Here is a 16412-nt window from a genome sequence, read left to right on the forward strand (position 1 = left end):
GGCAAAACGTAGCGTTTTGCCTTTCTTGGTACAGAATTAGTAATATGAATGTTCGCCAGCTTCGTGCTCTGTTGTATCACGAACGCCAGTGATTTCACCTTCGAATTCAGCTAACATTTGTTTTTCGATGCCTTCTTTAAGTGTCACATCGACCATAGAGCAACCGTTACAACCGCCACCAAACATTAAGATAACTAAACCATCTTCAGTGATCTCTACAATTTGAACATTACCACCATGACTCGCTAAACCAGGATTTACTTCTGATTCAATAAAGTACTGAACGCGTTCACGTAATGGTGAATCATTAGAAACTTTACGTGCTTTGGCATTTGGTGCTTTCAACGTTAATTGTGAGCCCATCTGGTCAGTGACAAAGTCAATCTCTGCATCTTCTAAAAAAGGCGTGCTTTCAGCATCTAATACGGCTTCAAAGCCATTAAATGATAATATTTTATCGTCTTTTTCTACAGATTCTTCTGGGCAATAAGATACACCACATTCAGCGGTGCGAGTGCCAGGATTAACAACAAAGACACGAATACGTGTACTAGCTGCTTGTTTATCTAAAAGTTTAACAAAGTGCTCTTGAGCTGATTCTGAAATAGTGATCATAGAAATAACTGACTAAATTACTAGGGTATAGCTATGATACGTTTATTCGTCGCTTGAGCCAAGTCGATCAGCTAATTATTTGTTAATAGATTTGCGATTTAGCTCAGATAGTTGGTAGGGTTAGGCAACTATAAAAAGGTGCCTATGTTTATGCGACGTTTTACGACTAAGATTTTAATCTCTATTTCTTTAATACTCAGTGTTTTTTGTTCGGTTGCCGCCGAGCTTGATTTTTATTTACCAAAGGAAAAGTTTGATTCAAATATTCCGACTCCAGAATCGGTATTGGGTTATCAGGTCGGCGATTGGCATGTCAGACACGATCAATTAGTACTGTATTTTAAAACCTTAGCCAAAAACTCAGATAGAGTCTCAGTTAAAGTAATTGGTAAGTCCCACGAGCAAAGAGAGCTGCTTCAAGTCATTATTACATCGGCTGAACATCAGAAAAAATTGGATGTTATTCAGCAGCAACATATCGCTCGACTCTCTAAGTCGAGTAAACCAAGCGCAAAAAAATCACCGTTAATTGTTAATTTAAATTATAGCGTTCATGGCGATGAACCTTCTGGTAGTAATGCTTCATTATTAGTCGCTTATTATTTAGCGGCGTCAAATAATCCAGAAGTATTAAGTTATCTAGATAATATGGTTATTTTACTAGACCCTAGTTTAAATCCCGACGGACTAAGCCGTTTTGCACAATGGGCAAACCAGCATAAAGGGCAAAACTTAAATGCCGATCCAAATAACCGTGAACATGTTCAAGATTGGATTAGAGGTCGTGTTAATCATTACTGGTTCGATTTAAATCGAGATTGGTTACTGCTGCAACATCCAGAGTCACAAGCTCGTATCGAGCAGTATCATTTATGGCGACCAAATGTACTCACTGACCATCACGAAATGGGAACCAATAGCACCTTTTTCTTTCAACCTGGGATTAGTTCTAGGAAAAACCCATTTACCCCTGATAAAAATGTCGAGCTAACAAAACGTTTAGCTATGTTCCACGCCAAAGCATTTGATCAACAAAACCAATTATATTTTACCGAAGAAGCGTTTGATGATTTTTACGCAGGAAAGGGCTCTACGTATCCAGACTTACATGGCTCAATAGGGATCTTGTTCGAACAGGCATCTAGCCGTGGCCATTTGCAAGAATCGGTCAACGGATTGTTAGATTTTCCTACCACAATTAAGCATCAAATAATGGCGTCTTTCTCTACCTTAGAAGGTAGTTTAGTTAATAAAACTGACTTGCTAGATTTTCAATACGACTTTGCTCAGGAATATAAAAAGTTAGCTAAAAAAGCGGATCATGTAGGTTATGTTTTATCTGAAAAACAAGACAAAACTAGATTTAATAAATTGTTAACTTTACTACAAAAACACGATATCCAAGTTTATCCAATCACAAAAAATACAGAGGTAAACGGACATAAGTACAGTAAACAAGACTCGGTTTATGTACCGCTAGAACAGCCTCAGATGCGACTTATTCAGTCTATATTTTCTGACCGACAAAGCTTCAACGATAATACCTTTTATGATGTGTCTAGCTGGAATTTAGCGATGGCGTTTAACATAACCTATGACAAAGTTGATTCTAAAAGACTTGTCACTCTGGCTGATAAACAATGGCATAAACCAAATAAACAAATGATTAACTTAACTGACAGTTATAGCTATGCAATCGATTGGGCCGACTATCAAGCACCGGCATTAACTTATGCATTATTAAATGCAGATTTTAAGGTAAGAGCTGCATTAAAACCATTTACAGCAGTTACCCCCGCAGGAAGTAAAAAATTCGCTGCAGGTACTATGTTAATTAATGCTGGTTTACAAAACGATGATTGGTTAGTTTCGTTTAAACGTATCGTAAATGAATTTAATGTTCCGGTTTCATCTATATCTAGTGGCTTAACAACCAGTGGTATCGATTTAGGCAGTCGCAACATGATGGTGGTTAATAAACCGAACGTACTTATTGTCGGCGGCTTTGGAACTAACTCGTATGAAGTGGGTGAAACATGGTATTTACTTGACAAACAACTTGGCTTTTCACCAACCATTATAGAAAAACGTTGGTTAACCAATACGGACTTTGATAAGTACACTCACATCATCATGACGGATGGAAATTATAGTAAAGCCGATGAAAACCTATTATTGAAGTTAAAAATATGGACGCAAAATGGTGGCGTATTATGGTCACAAAAACGTGCGGCATTATGGTTAGCTAATAATGATGTGCTACAAACGACCACGTTATCGCAACGAGAAATGAATCAGCGATTTAACAAGTCAGAATTGAATTATGGTGACATGGAACGTATTGCAGGCAAGCAACGAATTGCCGGTGCATTTTTTAACATGGAGTTAGACTTATCTCACCCATTAGCTTTTGGTTTTAGTAAGCCGTTGCTGCCTGTATTTAAAAATCGTACCGATTTGTTAATGGATGGTACTAAACCTTTTTCTAACGTTGCCAAATACACCAAATCACCACTTCTGGCGGGATACGCTGATAAAACTAATGTGACTACAATTGGTCAAGCAACAGGCTTAGTTGCCCATAAATATGGTAAAGGTGTGGTTGTTGGAATGACTGATAATCCTAACTTTCGTTCAATTATGTATGGTACTAATAAGCTATTATTTAATGCGTTATTTTTAGGTAGTGCAGTTGAGGCAAAGTAAGCAATAACAAGGAAGTAAACTAGTTATATTTTCGGATCGCAACAGCTACTAAATATACAGCTGTTGCACCTGAATTTAGTAATTCTTGCGCTGCGGCATTAGCGGTATGACCTGTGGTGATAACATCGTCGACTAACAATACAGTTTTACCTTGTACTGTATTCTCACAAGCGAAGGCTTGCTTCATATTCTGCTTACGTTCAATCTTATTTAACTCTGTTTGTGGTTGGGTATATTTTGTCCTGGTTAAGCCATGAAATAATGTTGAGTGGCTTGAGTAATTAATGAACTTACATAATAACTCTGCCTGATTGTAACCCCTTTGCAGTAATCTTTGGCTGTGAATGGGCATCGGCGTTATAAGATCTATGGTAGGCCATAAGCTATTTGCTAAATGTTCATTTAACATTTGGCCCATTAATTTTGCACTATTAATATGATTGTGGAATTTCATCTGGGGTATCCATTGCTCAAATGGCCATTGATAATTACTCACCACGGCTATGCCTGTTATTGCATCGTGTATTATGTGTGAACTTATACTGGAATACGAATAGAGTAAATCGCTGCCTAATGGGTATAAGTCGAGATCTGACATGCATAAATCACAAAGTAATTTCGCATTATGTTCAGTACGACTGTCGCATAATAGGCAGTCGTTATTAAAATACTTGTTAATAAATTGCAAAAAAAAGTCCTTATTTTTTGAAGCAATAAAGTAAGCATCGTAGAATGCATACATTCATCTATTAGAGTAAAAATATGCGTACCGATATTAGTTATAATCTAAGCTCTGAAAAAACACCAATTGTTTTACTGCATGGTTGGGGTATGAATAAAACCATTTGGAGTGCGGTAGTTAAGCTCTTGCCACAAGATATTCAATCTAGAATACGTTGTTTAGATTTACCTGGTTACGGTGATAACAGACTTGAGTTAGCGGACTATAACCTACCAGCGCTAACACATTGGTTAGCAAGTGAAATTACTAGCCCTAGCATTGTAATTGGTTGGTCTTTAGGTGGTCTGTTAGCGCAAAATTTAGCATTTCATTCTCCTGAAAAAGTCACTAAGGTTGGACTTATTGCGAGTAGCCCTAAATTTATGCAAAGTGATACTTGGGCCGGAATTAAACCTGACGTGCTTACTTTATTTTTGAATCAGTTAAGTAAAGATCATGTAAAAACAGTCGAGCGATTTTTAGCGATTCAAGCCATGGGAAGTGAGTCGGCTCGTAAAGATATCACCGCGTTAAAAAATGTTGTTTTGAATGTCGAATTGCCGTCGCAAATTGCACTGCAAGAAGGGTTAAGAATATTGCAAGATGTGGATTTAAGAGAGCAATTGTCACAATTGACTTGTCCTGTGTTTGCTTTATTTGGCAAGTTAGATTCTTTAGTACCTATTGTTGTTGAACAAGAATTGAAAAACCTTAATGCAAACATACAAACAAGTTGCTTTAACAAGTCTTCACACGCGCCTTTTATCTCAGATACCGCTAAATTTAATACTTGGTTAATTAAAAATATCGAGTAATAACAAGCGCTAGGCTGTGAATATTGAAATTAATTGAATTAGAGCTTTATATATTAGCTGTATTGGTTAATAATTATACGTTAGTAGTAGTGGATAAAGTTAGGATTATTATATGCAAATTGATCAAGTGCCATCAGCGTTTAATTCTGGTTCAACTGGAATAAAAAAAGCCGAGCAAGGTGTCGACGAGGCCGCAGTACAAATCAATAGATTAAACATTGAACAGCAAAAAGTTCAGGATGTAAAAGCGGATAATAAAGAACAGATAGATGCTATTGAAGCTCGCCCACAAGCTGATTTAAGTGAAGAAGCTGTGAAGTTAGTTGTTAACGAACATCTAGCCAAAGCCAATACTAAAACAATTAAAACTGCCGATGAAATGATCGGTACATTAATCGATACTAAGGTTTAATTTACAATGTCGATGAACATTCCTCCTCATATCCCACAGGTTATTGTCAACTCGGCAATGCCTGCTACGGAGTCATTAGCAAAAGCTAATGCTATAAAAGAGGTGGTGCCACCAACAGTGCAAGCTGAGGCTATTGTTCCGCAAAAATCGAGAGAACAAGATGTTCGTCCACCTGTAAATAACCCATCCTCTTCAACTTATGAAGACATTCAATTAAAGCGTCCAGATGCTGAAATCATTCCAGAGAGTGATGAGCAGCAACAAGATGAATCTGCTGCAGATGAAGAAAGTAATTCAGCCGATACAAGTTCAGAACAAGCTAAGCAATCAGATACAGCAGATGGTGAATCAAAACCGTCGGAGTCCTCTGATGATAGCCAAGCTAAACAGCAAGAAAGCCAAGAGAAAGAACAAGAACAGGTAGAGCAACAACAAATTCAACAACTGCAACAAAGAGACGTTGAAGTTAAAGCGCATGAGCAAGCTCATGCTGCAATTGGTGGCAGTCATGCTGGCACACCTAATTATGAATATGAAACTGGCCCTAATGGCAAAAAATATGCGGTAGGTGGTGAAGTTTCAATTGATGTATCAAAAGAAGCAACGCCTGAAGCTACAATTCGTAAAATGCAAACAGTGCAAGCTGCGGCACTGGCGCCTGCTGAACCATCCTCTCAAGATCGTAAAGTAGCAGCGCAAGCCGCTAGTAATATAGCAGAAGCAAAAGTAGAGGCCGTTAAGCAAAACGCCGAAACCGCTGAATCAAAATCAGATACCACTAAGGCTGAAGACACTGAAACGGATGATCTTAAGGTAAATGCTTCTGAAACAGAAAAGGTAGCATCGGATAACGAGTCTGGCGTCACTACTGCATCATCTAGCAATGATGTCGAGCTACCGAATACAATGTCGTTAGCTAAAGATGTTGAACAAGAAAACAACTCACCTGTATTTGAAAGTAAAACAGCCCAAGTGATTTCAAGCAGATACGCAAATGCATCAACGCCTCACCAGCAAGGCTTTAGTGCTGTCGCCTAAGCGCGAACTCTTTTCAACATAATCCAATATCTACAGACCTGAGTCGACCAAATCAATTGGCATTAGTGCATTGATAATGCTTGGCTATGCTCAAATAACCATTTCTTACTTGAGTCACAATGGGGACAAAAGTCTTTATTAAGTTGCCAAAAATTAGCTGAATGGTTCATATGGGTTAAATGGCTCAATTCATGAATTAATACACAATCTATTACCCAATCAGGTGCCCCCATTATCATCGGATTTATTCTGATCAATCCCGACGCATAACAACAACCCCAGCGGCGTTTATACAATTTAAATTGTAATTCTTTTGCTGTTAATTGCATCTGTGTTTGCAACTCTTGAAACCTTGGCGTGATGTACTCTTGTGCCTGTTGGCTATAAAACAGGATTAATTTATTTCGTATATATTGCGCTGGATTTTTAATGTTTTTAGGTTGAGTAATAACTAACTGTTTGTCATCTGTATCGAGTTTTATATTAAATCGAGAGCCGCTAACAATAATTAAGGTTATCCATTGGCCAAGTAATAATATTTTGGAACCAGATTGATAGTTATTTTGATTTTGAGGACGCAACGTTTGTTGAGTTTGTTTTTCCACAATCCAACTTTGTTTTTTTATTAAAAACGCTTCAATGTAAGTAAGTTCAGTCCAATAGGGCGCTTTGACTAAAACTTCATTATGCTTGATTTCAACACTCAACGAGCGTCGGCGTTTACTCAATTTCAGCTGATATTTTAGAGTGGTATTTTCGGTATGGAGATAAAGCTCAAAATGTCCTTCAACGGCTTGTTGCAAAGCAGTTGAAGGAGACTTAAGAGTACGTTTAAGTAAGTCTAACAATCGTTAGTTTTTCTTAGTTAATTTTACAGCGGCATCTTCAAGTTGAGCGAATAATTCGCTATATGTTTTTGCTTTAAAGCCAGCTGTTAAAATTTTATATTTACCATTTACAATAAAGGTCGGCACACTTGTTAACACGCCGCGACGAGATAGTGATGTTTGTTCTTTTTTCATTTTACTAGCAGCCGCTTTAACTGCGAAGCTGTTAAATGCTTTATCAAATTTCTCACCATCAACATTATGTATTAGGAATATGTTACGAATGTCTTTTTCTTGAGTAAATACGCCACGTTGGTTATGGATATATTCAAAAATAGCTTTTGATACTTGAGGTACATTTAAAAGCTCTGATGTTACTAATGCTTTAGTTAGCATTAATTGGATCTCTGGGCCTGCCGCACGTAAAAAATCGACATGACTTTTTTCAAATTTGAAGTTATTAGCTTCACCTGCTTTTTTAAGGTTATCAGCTAGTGGTTCAAAATTGTGACAGTGTGGGCAATAGTATGAAAAAAATTCTTTTATTTCAGGTGTCGCTGTTGCTGTTGTACTAATAACTTCATAATGAACGCCTTCTTCCAGCTCTACTGCTGAAACTGAGGCTGCCATAAATACAGCCATGACCAATGTAATTAACTTTTTCATCTAATATAATTCCTATTTGAAAAGACTCACGTCATATTTTTTATTTTGAATAATTCACTAATTATTGCTTTTGTAATCACACATTACAACTACAGTTAAGTTATTCGATATTCCATTCATTAGACTATGGAAATAGCTTTAATGTCGACTCGTTCAACGCAGCGATCTGTTCTTTCATCGCTAATATCTGTTGTTCCCAGTATTTGTCGGTAGCAAACCAAGAAAAATTACGAGGAAATGCTGGATCTGACCAACGTTTTGAAATCCACGCCATGTAATTCACCATGCGTCTTGCTCGTAATGGTTCAATTAACGAAAATTCAGCATGATTAAAATTATGAAACTCTTCATAGGCGTTAATCATAACGTCGAGTTGCATTAATTTTTCTTGGCGGTCGCCATTTAACATCATCCAAATATCTTGAATTGCTGGGCCATTTAAACAATCATCGAAGTCGACAAGAATCGCGTCACTTTTTGCATCATGCGATTGCCATAAAATATTACCGGCATGGCAATCACCATGTAACTTTATTGTTTGATAATTCGTATTTGAGTGTTTTAACGTACGCTCAGTTAATAAAGCAAGGTCGCTAAAAAAGGTATTTTGTAAATACGGCGGAATAAAGTTTACTTGCTTAATAACCTCAGTGGATTCAAGTAATTCCTGCTCTATATTTATGGTTGCTCTAGAAGTAAACAAACTACTTGAACTGGCTTTATGTAATTTACCTAACAATCTACCTAGCCATTCCAGTTGGTCTAAATTGTCCAACTCAAACATACGGCCGCCGACACTTTTATATAAGCAGAACCGGTATCCGTTAAATTCAAATAGTGTTTTACCGTCAATAGTAATAGGCACAACTAATGGTACGTCATGCTCTAATAAGTCGTAACTATAAGTATGTTCTTCTAATATTTGTTCATCGGTCCATCTATTTGGACGATAGAATTTAACCACATAACGTAAGTTGTCATCTGCTTTAAATTGATAAACACGATTCTCGTAACTATTTAATGCGAGCAGCCCAGATTCTGGGTAGATACCAAGTGATTCAATAGCATCTAATATCAGATCTGGACCAAGGTTCGAGAAGTCAAAATTGCTCATTATCTTCCTTTGAAGAAGCGTGATTCTTCATATACTTTAACGTCACCATCTTTAGATGTAACAGTTATAGTGATATTGGTGACTGGCTTGCTCAAATCGTACGGATCAACAGCTAAACTAATCGGTAGGGTGAATGCTTCACCTGCTAATATGTTTACTTCTTTTTCACCGAAGTATTCAAAGCTTTTAAGCCCTTCGACGTTAACAACGTAAGTATTGTCATGCTGACTTTTATTTAAAATCAGTAGGGTATATGTATTCTCAATTAAGCCTTCACTGTTTTCCCTAAATAATGCCGTACGGTCTCGGTCTATATTTAATTCTAGAGGTAGACGAGAGGTAATCTGCCAAATAAAGGCAACCGTCATAACCAGAATAACCGCAAGATAACCAAATAGTTTTGGCCTAATGACATGCGTTTTCTTGCCTTCTAAACTATGTTCGGTGGTATAAGATATTAACCCTCTTTCATAATTCATCTTATCCATGGTCTCGTTACAAGCATCGATACAAGCCCCACAGTTTATGCATTCATACTGTAAACCATTACGAATATCTATGCCTGTTGGGCAAACTAATACACATAAGTTACAGTCGACACAATCGCCTAGACCAACATCTTTAGGCTCTACTTTTCTAGCTCGTGGACCACGATTTTCACCGCGTTCTGCGTCGTAAGTTACGGTAAAGGTATCTTTGTCGAACATAGATGATTGGAATCGAGCGTAAGGACAAATGTGTAAACACATGACTTCGCGCATCCAACCGGCATTTGCATAAGTACAACCAGCAAAAAATAAAGTCCAACCAACAACGGCACCTGAGCTTTCAAATGTGAAAAAGTTTACAAACAGATCATCAATAGGCACAAAGTATCCGACAAAACTCAAGGCGGTGAGTAATGAAACAATAACCCAGGAGGTATGTTTGAGCCCCTTCTTCCATACTTTTTCGAAACTTAGTGGTAATGAATCTAATCGTTTTCGTTTATTAGCCGTGCCTTCAATCTTCTCTTCAAACCAAATGAACATGAAGGTCCAGACGGTTTGTGGGCACATATAACCGCACCAAACTCGGCCATAAAAGGTAGTAACAAAAAACAATAAATATGCAGAAATAATTAACAAAGTAGCAAATAAAGTAAGGTCTTGAGGCCATAAGGTTAAGCCAAAAATATTAAATTCTTGATTGGCGATATCAAATAATATGGCTTGTTTCCCATCGTATTTTAACCAAGGTAATAGGGCGAAAACGGCAAGCGAAATAATTCCAATTTGTTTCCTAAGCATTTGGTGTAAACCTTTTACTGCTCGGACGTAAATTCGACTGCGGATATTGTACTGTGGCGTTTGACTCGGATCTGGTTTGTAAACTTTGACGTCACTAGGAATATTTTTTATGTCTATTTTATCGCTCATGGGATTATCCAGATTTTTTAAAATTAAATACAACTCAATTAATAAAGTGAGTTAATACGATTCTGTATATTATTTTAATCTAATTTACAGGAGTAAGTGTTGATCTAGCTCTAATTTAACGAATTAAAAATCGTCGTAAGCAGAAACACTTATCCCTTCCATAGTGTAACCAACTTGAGCTAATTCGCCTTTCCACTCTTTAGTACTTAATTTCCCTGTCACCCAAATTGGATCGTACATGGCATCGGCTGGCGCACCATTGGGTAATGTAACGTAGATTAATTGATTAGATGGTGGTGGTGGCACATGAACGCAAGCGCCAAAATACGGAACAAGTAGAAACTCAGTTACCTTGTTGTCGTCGCCTTCAAGAGGTACGACAAAACCAGGTATTTTAATTAGTTGCCCGTCTAATTCTTTTACAACTGGTGCATTGATTGTTTGTGGTCCAGCCATAGCTTGACCAATATGTGCAATGTCGGGGGTTCCAGCGTCAAAGTCTTTTGGTACTAAATCGGACCATTCTAATTCTTTGGGGATAGGATCTGCCATTGTAGTTGGAGATGAAAAAAAACAAATGGCTAAAAAGCAGTAAACAACTCTTAAAAACATAATATGTTATCGACTTATACAGGCTGAACTAGGCGCATAGAATAACGTGTGCACTGGTTAATGCCAAGTTATACGTTGGCTATTTGCGTTCAGTCGCGTTAAATTGTAGTCATAACTTATTAATAAATTCTCAATATGACTAAAAAATTAGACTGGCAGGTTAAACCATTTACTCAACTCACTACGGATGAGCTTTATGATTTGTTAAAGTTAAGAATCGATGTGTTTGTGGTTGAGCAAGAATGTTATTACCCAGATTTGGATAATATTGACCGCGAACCGAATACGTTACACATTTTTAACTATCAAGACGATAAAATAACTAGTTATTGCCGAGTTTTAGCTCCAGGTGTAGTGTATGAAAGTGAGTCGGCAATTGGTCGAGTAATAGTCTCGGATCAGTTTAGGGGGCAAAACTTAGGTTATGAATTGATGCAACAGGCAACAACACAAACCGACAAGCTTTGGCCTGACAATACCTGTCATATTTCAGCACAAGAGCATTTAGCAAAGTTTTATAATTCGTTAGGCTTTGAGCAAATTTCAGACATGTATTTAGAAGATGGCATTCCTCATATTGCAATGAGGCGTGCAGCGCACAAATAATCCTAGCAATTTACCGATTAGAAATTTACACTTGCAGCGAATACCAAGGAGTGTTCCTACTCAATGACGAGTAAGGACTGAGATGCATTAGCAAATCCTTAGAACCTGATCCGGCTTGTACCGGCGTAGGGATGGTGGCATAACCAATAACGATTTGCTTATGCATTATTACACACATCAACTTATCCTCGCTTACGACCGGCTCTTTTGTCTTTCAAATTAGAACAAACAAGAGAACCAAATGAAAACCAGAATTGGAATATACGCACCATCTTTAATCGCTATTGGCCTTGCATTGTCGTTGCCAGTAATTGCCGATGAGACTCCTGATAAAGAAATAGAAACCATTGTCGTTAAAGGTGAGTTATTACCAACTACCGCGCAAAACGCAGCCAATTCAATTGATGTTCTTAATAAAGAAGCATTAGAAAAATCAGGCGCGGCTCATATTCAAGACGTACTACAGCAAGTTGGCAATATTAACTATTCGTCAGGTAGCTCCAGAGCGCGTTTTTTCCAGATTCGTGGCATTGGGGAGCGTAGCCAGTTTGTTGATCCAGTTAACCCTTCAGTTGGCGTAGCGATTGACCGCATTGATTATTCTGAAATGGCGAATGCAGCTACTTTATTCGACATCGACCAGGTAGAAGTTTTTAAAGGCCCACAAGGCACTAATGTTGGCGCAAATGCGATGGCTGGATTCATTAATTTATCCAGTACAGAAACGGGGTCAGGCCAAGAAGGCAAAGTTAGAATGTCATTAGGTAATTATGGCTTTCAGCAATTCGCTGCGGCTTATGGTGGCGATTTAGGTAATAAGGCTCAATATCGTGTATCAGTAAATAAAGTTGATGGTGATGGTTATATAGAAAATACTTACCTTGACCGTAAAGACACTAACGGCTTCGATGAACTGTCTATCAGAGCTATGTTTGATGTAGAAGTAAACCGTGATTGGTTGCTAAAAGCGGTTGTGCATAAGTTTGATATCGACAATGGTTATGACGCGTTCTCCTTAGATTTAAACCGTACTACTTTATCTGATGAACCAGGGTTTGATAAGCAAGACACAACAGCTATTGCCTTGACCAATACATATCAAGGTTTTACATTTGCAGATGTAAAATTGTTTTTAAGTACCTCTGATTCAGACTTAGATTACGGTTTTGATGAAGATTGGAGTTATCAAGGCATAGCACCATACGATCCTATTAATGATCCAGATGGGGAGTATGCAGAGTACAGTTCCGTTGATCATTATTTTAGGAAACGTGAAGCAAACCAAATTGATTTACGTCTATCAAGTAAAGATAAAGATTGGGTGTTAGGGCTATATACAAATAATAAAAATGTTGAATTAACTCGACACTTTCTTGATTGGGATTTATGGGCTGACGCAACTTTTTCCAGTGATTATAAAGTTGTAAATACTGCATTGTACGGTGAAAAACGTTTTGCGTTATCAAGCTCAATTACAGTTGCAGCAGGTTTACGTGTCGAAAACTATAAAGGTGATTACTCCGATAATAATGGAATCGTAGAGTCTACTAACGACAATATGTGGGGCGGACACTTTACGGCAAGCAAACAATACGACGACGAATTTCTAGCTTATTTTAGACTCAGTCGGGGCTTTAAAGCGGGTGGTGTTAACGGTGAAGCGTTAAGCAAGCTTAACGACAGTAACTCACAACAGTTTTACTTTGAATTAAGAGAACACGCTAACTTTAAACCGGAAACGTTAACTAACATTGAGCTTGGTTTAAAATATAGCTCAGCAAAAAATAAATTAAATGCAGTCGCTACTTTGTTTTATTCAACTCGTGACGACATGCAAATTAAACAATCGCTAACTAATCCTCCAGCTACGGGGAGTAATGATGGACCAACATTTATTGGTTATCTATTGAACGTGCCTGCTGGTTCAAATTATGGTGTAGAAACCACAGTTAATTATCAATTAACCTCTGATGTGAAAGTATTTGCTGGTTTATCTTATCTTGAAACTGAAATTAGTAATATTGATCGCATTGAAAAACATCCAGATACAGGTGAAAAATATCGTGTAATTATTAGCGTAAGAGAACAAGCTCATGCTCCTAAATATCAATTTAATTTAGGCACTAATTGGCAAATTACCGATAGTGTTTCATTAGATGTTTCCGTTACTGGTAAAGATGAATTCTTTTATTCATACAGCCATGATGAAAAGGCTGACGCTGTAGTATTAGCAAACGCGAGCTTAACTTATAAAGGCGATATGTTCGACGTTACTTTGTGGGGACGTAATTTAACTGATGAAGAGTATGGCGTTAGAGGGTTCTACTTTGGTAACGACCCAAGAGACGGTTACACCCCAAAAAACTATGAACAGTTTGGCGAGCCGAGCGTTGTAGGAATAAAAGTCGATTACGTATTTTAATTAACCGCAAATATTAATATTTCTTTATAGCCCGAATATAAGTGCATTGGTGAATATTGACTAGTATCAATGCACTTTTAATAAACAAGGAAAGCAATAATGCAATTAAGCGTAGAAATAAGTAAATACCCTTTAGTGGAAGTTGATTTTGTAACCGCAATTCAAAATTTTATTGACCGTATTAATCAATACGACGATATAAGAGTCGTTACAAATGTAATGAGTACTCAGTTATTTGGTGATTACGATGTGGTTATGAATGCATTAACAACAGAATTAAAAACTAGCTTTGAAAAATATGGAACGACTGTCTTTGCCTGTAAATTTATACCAGGTAATTTATATGAAAAATATGCAGACTAATATTGAGTAATACCCTTAAGGGAAAATATGATTGAGCAAGTATTAACTGGCTTTCAGGCAATGTCAGCATGGGAATATGTGGCGGTGCTGCTTGGATTGTCTTATGTGATTTTAGTGATGAAAGAAAGCTTGTGGTGTTGGCCAGCCGCTTTTGTTTCTACCTTAATTTACACTATTTTATTCTGGCAAGGCGCCTTATTAATGGAGAGCTTTTTAAGTTTCTATTATTTACTAATGGCTATTTATGGCTGGTGGCAATGGAATAAACTAGATAAAATTAGTAATGCCAAACTAGAAAAATCGATAGTGAGCTGGTCTACATCAAAGCATACAAAATGGATTGGTGCGGCTACAGTTACTTTCCTAATATTAGGTTATGTTATGGATGAATACACCCATGCGAAAATTCCATATTTAGATGCATTTACCACGGTATTTGCCATTATGACAACCTATATGGTGACGCAAAAGGTATTGGAAAATTGGTTGTATTGGATAGTCATAGATATCGCCTCTATATTTCTATACTTAGAAATGGGCTATTACCCAACGGCAGTTTTATCTGTGTTGTACACAATTCTGGCGTGGCAAGGTTTTCAAGTGTGGCGTAAACAATTACCAAACAAGCAATTTCAGCCTAATTAACATGAAAAAGAATACGTCAGCTGACGACTTTTGGCTGCATAATTTACCAAGCTCTCATGCTGACTATTTATCCTATACCGAAATCGAGTTAGGCCGACATCCGTCGGCTTTTCTTACTTATCAAAACCATGAAAAATTTATAAAACAAGTTCCTGAGCATATTCAAAAGATCGAGTATTCGATACTGGCTTGGTTACATGAACTGCAATTAGCACCAAACGCAGTGAAAAATGATAAAGGCATAAAACCTGTAATATCAACAAAGGCACCATATGAACTGCAAATCCCCAAACCCGATGTATCAACGTCAAGAACTGACTTACTGATCACCAGCAAATTAGACGGCATTCCATTAACAAAATTAAGTCTGGCATCTCGTTTTTCTTTGATATGTAAATCATTGGCATATCTACATCAATTGATTGAAGTAACTCAATTACCGAGCATTATTGTACGCTCGCTAGATCATGAACTACCGATTAATAGTAATGATGTAGAGTCGTGTTATTTAGCGCAATTTAATCAAGCCAAAGCTAAAATAGATGAGAATCTATCTATATTGGGCTTGGTGCATGGAGATCTTTCCTCTGGGAATATTTTAGTCACAGATTCAACTATTGGTATTATTGATTGGGAATATGCCAATGTCAGAGATTGTCGATGGGATTTAGCAACTGTTGCAGTTGAGTTTGAACTGAATTCAGGTGAATTTAATAAGTTATGTGATCTTTATTTAAAGCAAAGGGGATTGCATGAGGATAGCTTTATTGATGTAGCAAAGAGTTGGGCTGTCGTTTATGCAGTAACCTGTTTATCGTGGGCTAAAAAAAATAACCAAAAAACAAACAGGTATCTGCAATTTTTAGGACAGTTTGAAAATTAAAGACCGCCTAAACGTAATGCGATTTCTTTATATTTTTCAACGTCAGCTTTATCAAATAAAGGCTTTCCATCAGGATCTTTATCTGCTGCATTTAACAAATGTTCGCGCTCTAAACGGTTAACTCGAACGTCTTTCACACCTAAAAATTCAGCAACTTCATCAACGGTCATTAGTGACATATATCTTCTCCAAAAAAAATTAGATAATAGGTAATTAAAGTAAAAACACAGAAATTACTAGTTTAAATTACTCTTATACTAAGCCATATATTGGGAATTTGAAAAGATAAAAGTAAATTTATTATAAAAACAGTGGGTAATTATTTATATAGTCGATGTACCTTACTATTTGGTATCGGGCTACAGCAGGCGGATATAATGATTCTATAGGAAAAAGTTATTTATTATGAGGTAGTAAATAATATTTTTATTGATTAGAATGCTCGCGCTTAAGTAATTGTTTAAAGCTATTTGCGCTCTCGTGGTGAAGTGGATCTCACGCGTCCCTCCGGAGGATGAGTCGCAGGTTCGATTCCTGCCGAGAGCGCCA

Annotated in this window: 17 protein-coding genes, 1 tRNA gene and 1 riboswitch; of the genes, 10 read left to right on the forward strand and 8 right to left on the reverse strand. The window is 37.2% G+C overall.

Annotated features, from left to right (window positions below):
* Window positions 1–36: 36 nt before the first annotated feature.
* A complete protein-coding gene (gene nfuA / locus BTO11_RS03925) occupies window positions 37–615 on the reverse strand; it encodes a Fe-S biogenesis protein NfuA (RefSeq protein WP_105051362.1) in 579 nt (192 codons plus the stop codon).
* Between the two features lie 150 nt (window positions 616–765).
* Here nfuA and BTO11_RS03930 point away from each other — a divergent pair, with 150 nt between their 5' ends.
* A complete protein-coding gene (locus tag BTO11_RS03930) occupies window positions 766–3321 on the forward strand; it encodes a M14 metallopeptidase family protein (protein ID WP_229793406.1) in 2556 nt (851 codons plus the stop codon).
* Between the two features lie 19 nt (window positions 3322–3340).
* Here the strand turns inward: BTO11_RS03930 and BTO11_RS03935 are convergent, their stop codons facing one another.
* The gene (locus BTO11_RS03935) at window positions 3341–4009 is read right to left on the reverse strand and encodes a ComF family protein (RefSeq protein WP_181135833.1); all 669 of its coding nucleotides are present in this window, start codon (window positions 4007–4009) and stop codon (window positions 3341–3343) included.
* A gap of 74 nt (window positions 4010–4083) precedes the next feature.
* On the opposite strand from BTO11_RS03935, the gene bioH reads away from it, so the two are divergent.
* From bioH to BTO11_RS03950, 3 genes are all read left to right on the forward strand, one after another.
* Complete coding sequence (bioH, locus tag BTO11_RS03940) at window positions 4084–4857, forward strand: pimeloyl-ACP methyl ester esterase BioH (RefSeq protein WP_105051365.1); 774 nt, start codon at window positions 4084–4086, stop codon at window positions 4855–4857.
* Between the two features lie 112 nt (window positions 4858–4969).
* On the forward strand, window positions 4970–5269 hold the full coding sequence (locus tag BTO11_RS03945; RefSeq protein ID WP_105051366.1) for a hypothetical protein: 300 nt from the start codon (window positions 4970–4972) through the stop codon (window positions 5267–5269).
* Between the two features lie 6 nt (window positions 5270–5275).
* Window positions 5276–6307, forward strand: a complete 1032-nt coding sequence (locus BTO11_RS03950) for a putative metalloprotease CJM1_0395 family protein (protein ID WP_105051367.1) — start codon at window positions 5276–5278, stop codon at window positions 6305–6307.
* Between the two features lie 62 nt (window positions 6308–6369).
* Here the strand turns inward: BTO11_RS03950 and BTO11_RS03955 are convergent, their stop codons facing one another.
* The 5 genes from BTO11_RS03955 to BTO11_RS03975 all read right to left on the reverse strand — a co-directional run bounded on the left by BTO11_RS03955 (window position 6370) and on the right by BTO11_RS03975 (window position 10944).
* On the reverse strand, window positions 6370–7155 hold the full coding sequence (locus BTO11_RS03955) for a M48 family metallopeptidase (RefSeq protein ID WP_105051368.1): 786 nt from the start codon (window positions 7153–7155) through the stop codon (window positions 6370–6372).
* 3 nt (window positions 7156–7158) lie between these two features.
* The gene (locus BTO11_RS03960) at window positions 7159–7800 is read right to left on the reverse strand and encodes a thiol:disulfide interchange protein DsbA/DsbL (RefSeq protein ID WP_105051369.1); all 642 of its coding nucleotides are present in this window, start codon (window positions 7798–7800) and stop codon (window positions 7159–7161) included.
* A 124-nt stretch (window positions 7801–7924) separates the two neighbouring features.
* Complete coding sequence (locus tag BTO11_RS03965; RefSeq protein WP_105051370.1) at window positions 7925–8914, reverse strand: serine/threonine protein kinase; 990 nt, start codon at window positions 8912–8914, stop codon at window positions 7925–7927.
* Window positions 8914–10332, reverse strand: a complete 1419-nt coding sequence (gene ccoG, locus BTO11_RS03970; RefSeq protein ID WP_105051371.1) for a cytochrome c oxidase accessory protein CcoG — start codon at window positions 10330–10332, stop codon at window positions 8914–8916. The genes BTO11_RS03965 and ccoG overlap by 1 nt, the downstream gene beginning before the upstream one ends.
* 123 nt (window positions 10333–10455) lie before the next feature.
* Window positions 10456–10944: a DUF3299 domain-containing protein gene (locus BTO11_RS03975; RefSeq protein ID WP_181135834.1), complete on the reverse strand. Its 489-nt coding sequence runs from the start codon at window positions 10942–10944 to the stop codon at window positions 10456–10458.
* Between the two features lie 135 nt (window positions 10945–11079).
* Between BTO11_RS03975 and BTO11_RS03980 the strand changes: the two genes are divergently transcribed.
* The 5 genes from BTO11_RS03980 (at window position 11080) to BTO11_RS04000 (ending at window position 15863) form a co-directional block, all read left to right on the forward strand.
* The gene (locus BTO11_RS03980; protein WP_105051372.1) at window positions 11080–11550 is read left to right on the forward strand and encodes a GNAT family N-acetyltransferase; all 471 of its coding nucleotides are present in this window, start codon (window positions 11080–11082) and stop codon (window positions 11548–11550) included.
* 36 nt (window positions 11551–11586) lie between these two features.
* Window positions 11587–11699, forward strand: a riboswitch (TPP riboswitch).
* 92 nt (window positions 11700–11791) lie between these two features.
* Window positions 11792–13972, forward strand: a complete 2181-nt coding sequence (locus tag BTO11_RS03985) for a TonB-dependent receptor (protein WP_105051373.1) — start codon at window positions 11792–11794, stop codon at window positions 13970–13972.
* A 99-nt stretch (window positions 13973–14071) separates the two neighbouring features.
* The gene (locus BTO11_RS03990) at window positions 14072–14335 is read left to right on the forward strand and encodes a hypothetical protein (protein ID WP_105051374.1); all 264 of its coding nucleotides are present in this window, start codon (window positions 14072–14074) and stop codon (window positions 14333–14335) included.
* A gap of 27 nt (window positions 14336–14362) precedes the next feature.
* Window positions 14363–14980: a nicotinamide riboside transporter PnuC gene (gene pnuC, locus BTO11_RS03995; protein ID WP_105051375.1), complete on the forward strand. Its 618-nt coding sequence runs from the start codon at window positions 14363–14365 to the stop codon at window positions 14978–14980.
* A 1-nt stretch (window position 14981) separates the two neighbouring features.
* Window positions 14982–15863: a phosphotransferase gene (locus BTO11_RS04000; protein ID WP_105051376.1), complete on the forward strand. Its 882-nt coding sequence runs from the start codon at window positions 14982–14984 to the stop codon at window positions 15861–15863.
* Here BTO11_RS04000 and BTO11_RS04005 read toward each other — a convergent pair.
* Window positions 15860–16042, reverse strand: a complete 183-nt coding sequence (locus BTO11_RS04005; protein WP_105051377.1) for a helix-turn-helix domain-containing protein — start codon at window positions 16040–16042, stop codon at window positions 15860–15862. The two genes, BTO11_RS04000 and BTO11_RS04005, sit on opposite strands and share 4 nt — an antisense overlap.
* Window positions 16043–16337: 295 nt before the next feature.
* Between BTO11_RS04005 and BTO11_RS04010 the strand changes: the two genes are divergently transcribed.
* A tRNA-Arg gene (locus BTO11_RS04010) sits at window positions 16338–16412 on the forward strand.

Origin of the sequence: Psychrosphaera saromensis, from assembly GCF_002954545.1 — a bacterium.
Lineage (GTDB): Bacteria > Pseudomonadota > Gammaproteobacteria > Enterobacterales > Alteromonadaceae > Psychrosphaera > Psychrosphaera saromensis.

Excerpts from the sequence above, each read along its gene's own strand:
- nfuA (WP_105051362.1), bottom strand. The coding sequence starts at position 615 with ATGATCACTATTTCAGAATCAGCTCAAGAGCACTTTGTTAAACTTTTA.
- BTO11_RS03930 (WP_229793406.1), top strand. The coding sequence starts at position 766 with ATGCGACGTTTTACGACTAAGATTTTAATCTCTATTTCTTTAATACTC.
- bioH (WP_105051365.1), top strand. The coding sequence starts at position 4,084 with ATGCGTACCGATATTAGTTATAATCTAAGCTCTGAAAAAACACCAATT.
- BTO11_RS03945 (WP_105051366.1), top strand. The coding sequence starts at position 4,970 with ATGCAAATTGATCAAGTGCCATCAGCGTTTAATTCTGGTTCAACTGGA.
- BTO11_RS03950 (WP_105051367.1), top strand. The coding sequence starts at position 5,276 with ATGTCGATGAACATTCCTCCTCATATCCCACAGGTTATTGTCAACTCG.
- BTO11_RS03960 (WP_105051369.1), bottom strand. The coding sequence starts at position 7,800 with ATGAAAAAGTTAATTACATTGGTCATGGCTGTATTTATGGCAGCCTCA.
- BTO11_RS03965 (WP_105051370.1), bottom strand. The coding sequence starts at position 8,914 with ATGAGCAATTTTGACTTCTCGAACCTTGGTCCAGATCTGATATTAGAT.
- ccoG (WP_105051371.1), bottom strand. The coding sequence starts at position 10,332 with ATGAGCGATAAAATAGACATAAAAAATATTCCTAGTGACGTCAAAGTT.
- BTO11_RS03975 (WP_181135834.1), bottom strand. The coding sequence starts at position 10,944 with ATGTTTTTAAGAGTTGTTTACTGCTTTTTAGCCATTTGTTTTTTTTCA.
- BTO11_RS03980 (WP_105051372.1), top strand. The coding sequence starts at position 11,080 with ATGACTAAAAAATTAGACTGGCAGGTTAAACCATTTACTCAACTCACT.
- BTO11_RS03985 (WP_105051373.1), top strand. The coding sequence starts at position 11,792 with ATGAAAACCAGAATTGGAATATACGCACCATCTTTAATCGCTATTGGC.
- BTO11_RS03990 (WP_105051374.1), top strand. The coding sequence starts at position 14,072 with ATGCAATTAAGCGTAGAAATAAGTAAATACCCTTTAGTGGAAGTTGAT.
- pnuC (WP_105051375.1), top strand. The coding sequence starts at position 14,363 with ATGATTGAGCAAGTATTAACTGGCTTTCAGGCAATGTCAGCATGGGAA.
- BTO11_RS04000 (WP_105051376.1), top strand. The coding sequence starts at position 14,982 with ATGAAAAAGAATACGTCAGCTGACGACTTTTGGCTGCATAATTTACCA.
- BTO11_RS04005 (WP_105051377.1), bottom strand. The coding sequence starts at position 16,042 with ATGTCACTAATGACCGTTGATGAAGTTGCTGAATTTTTAGGTGTGAAA.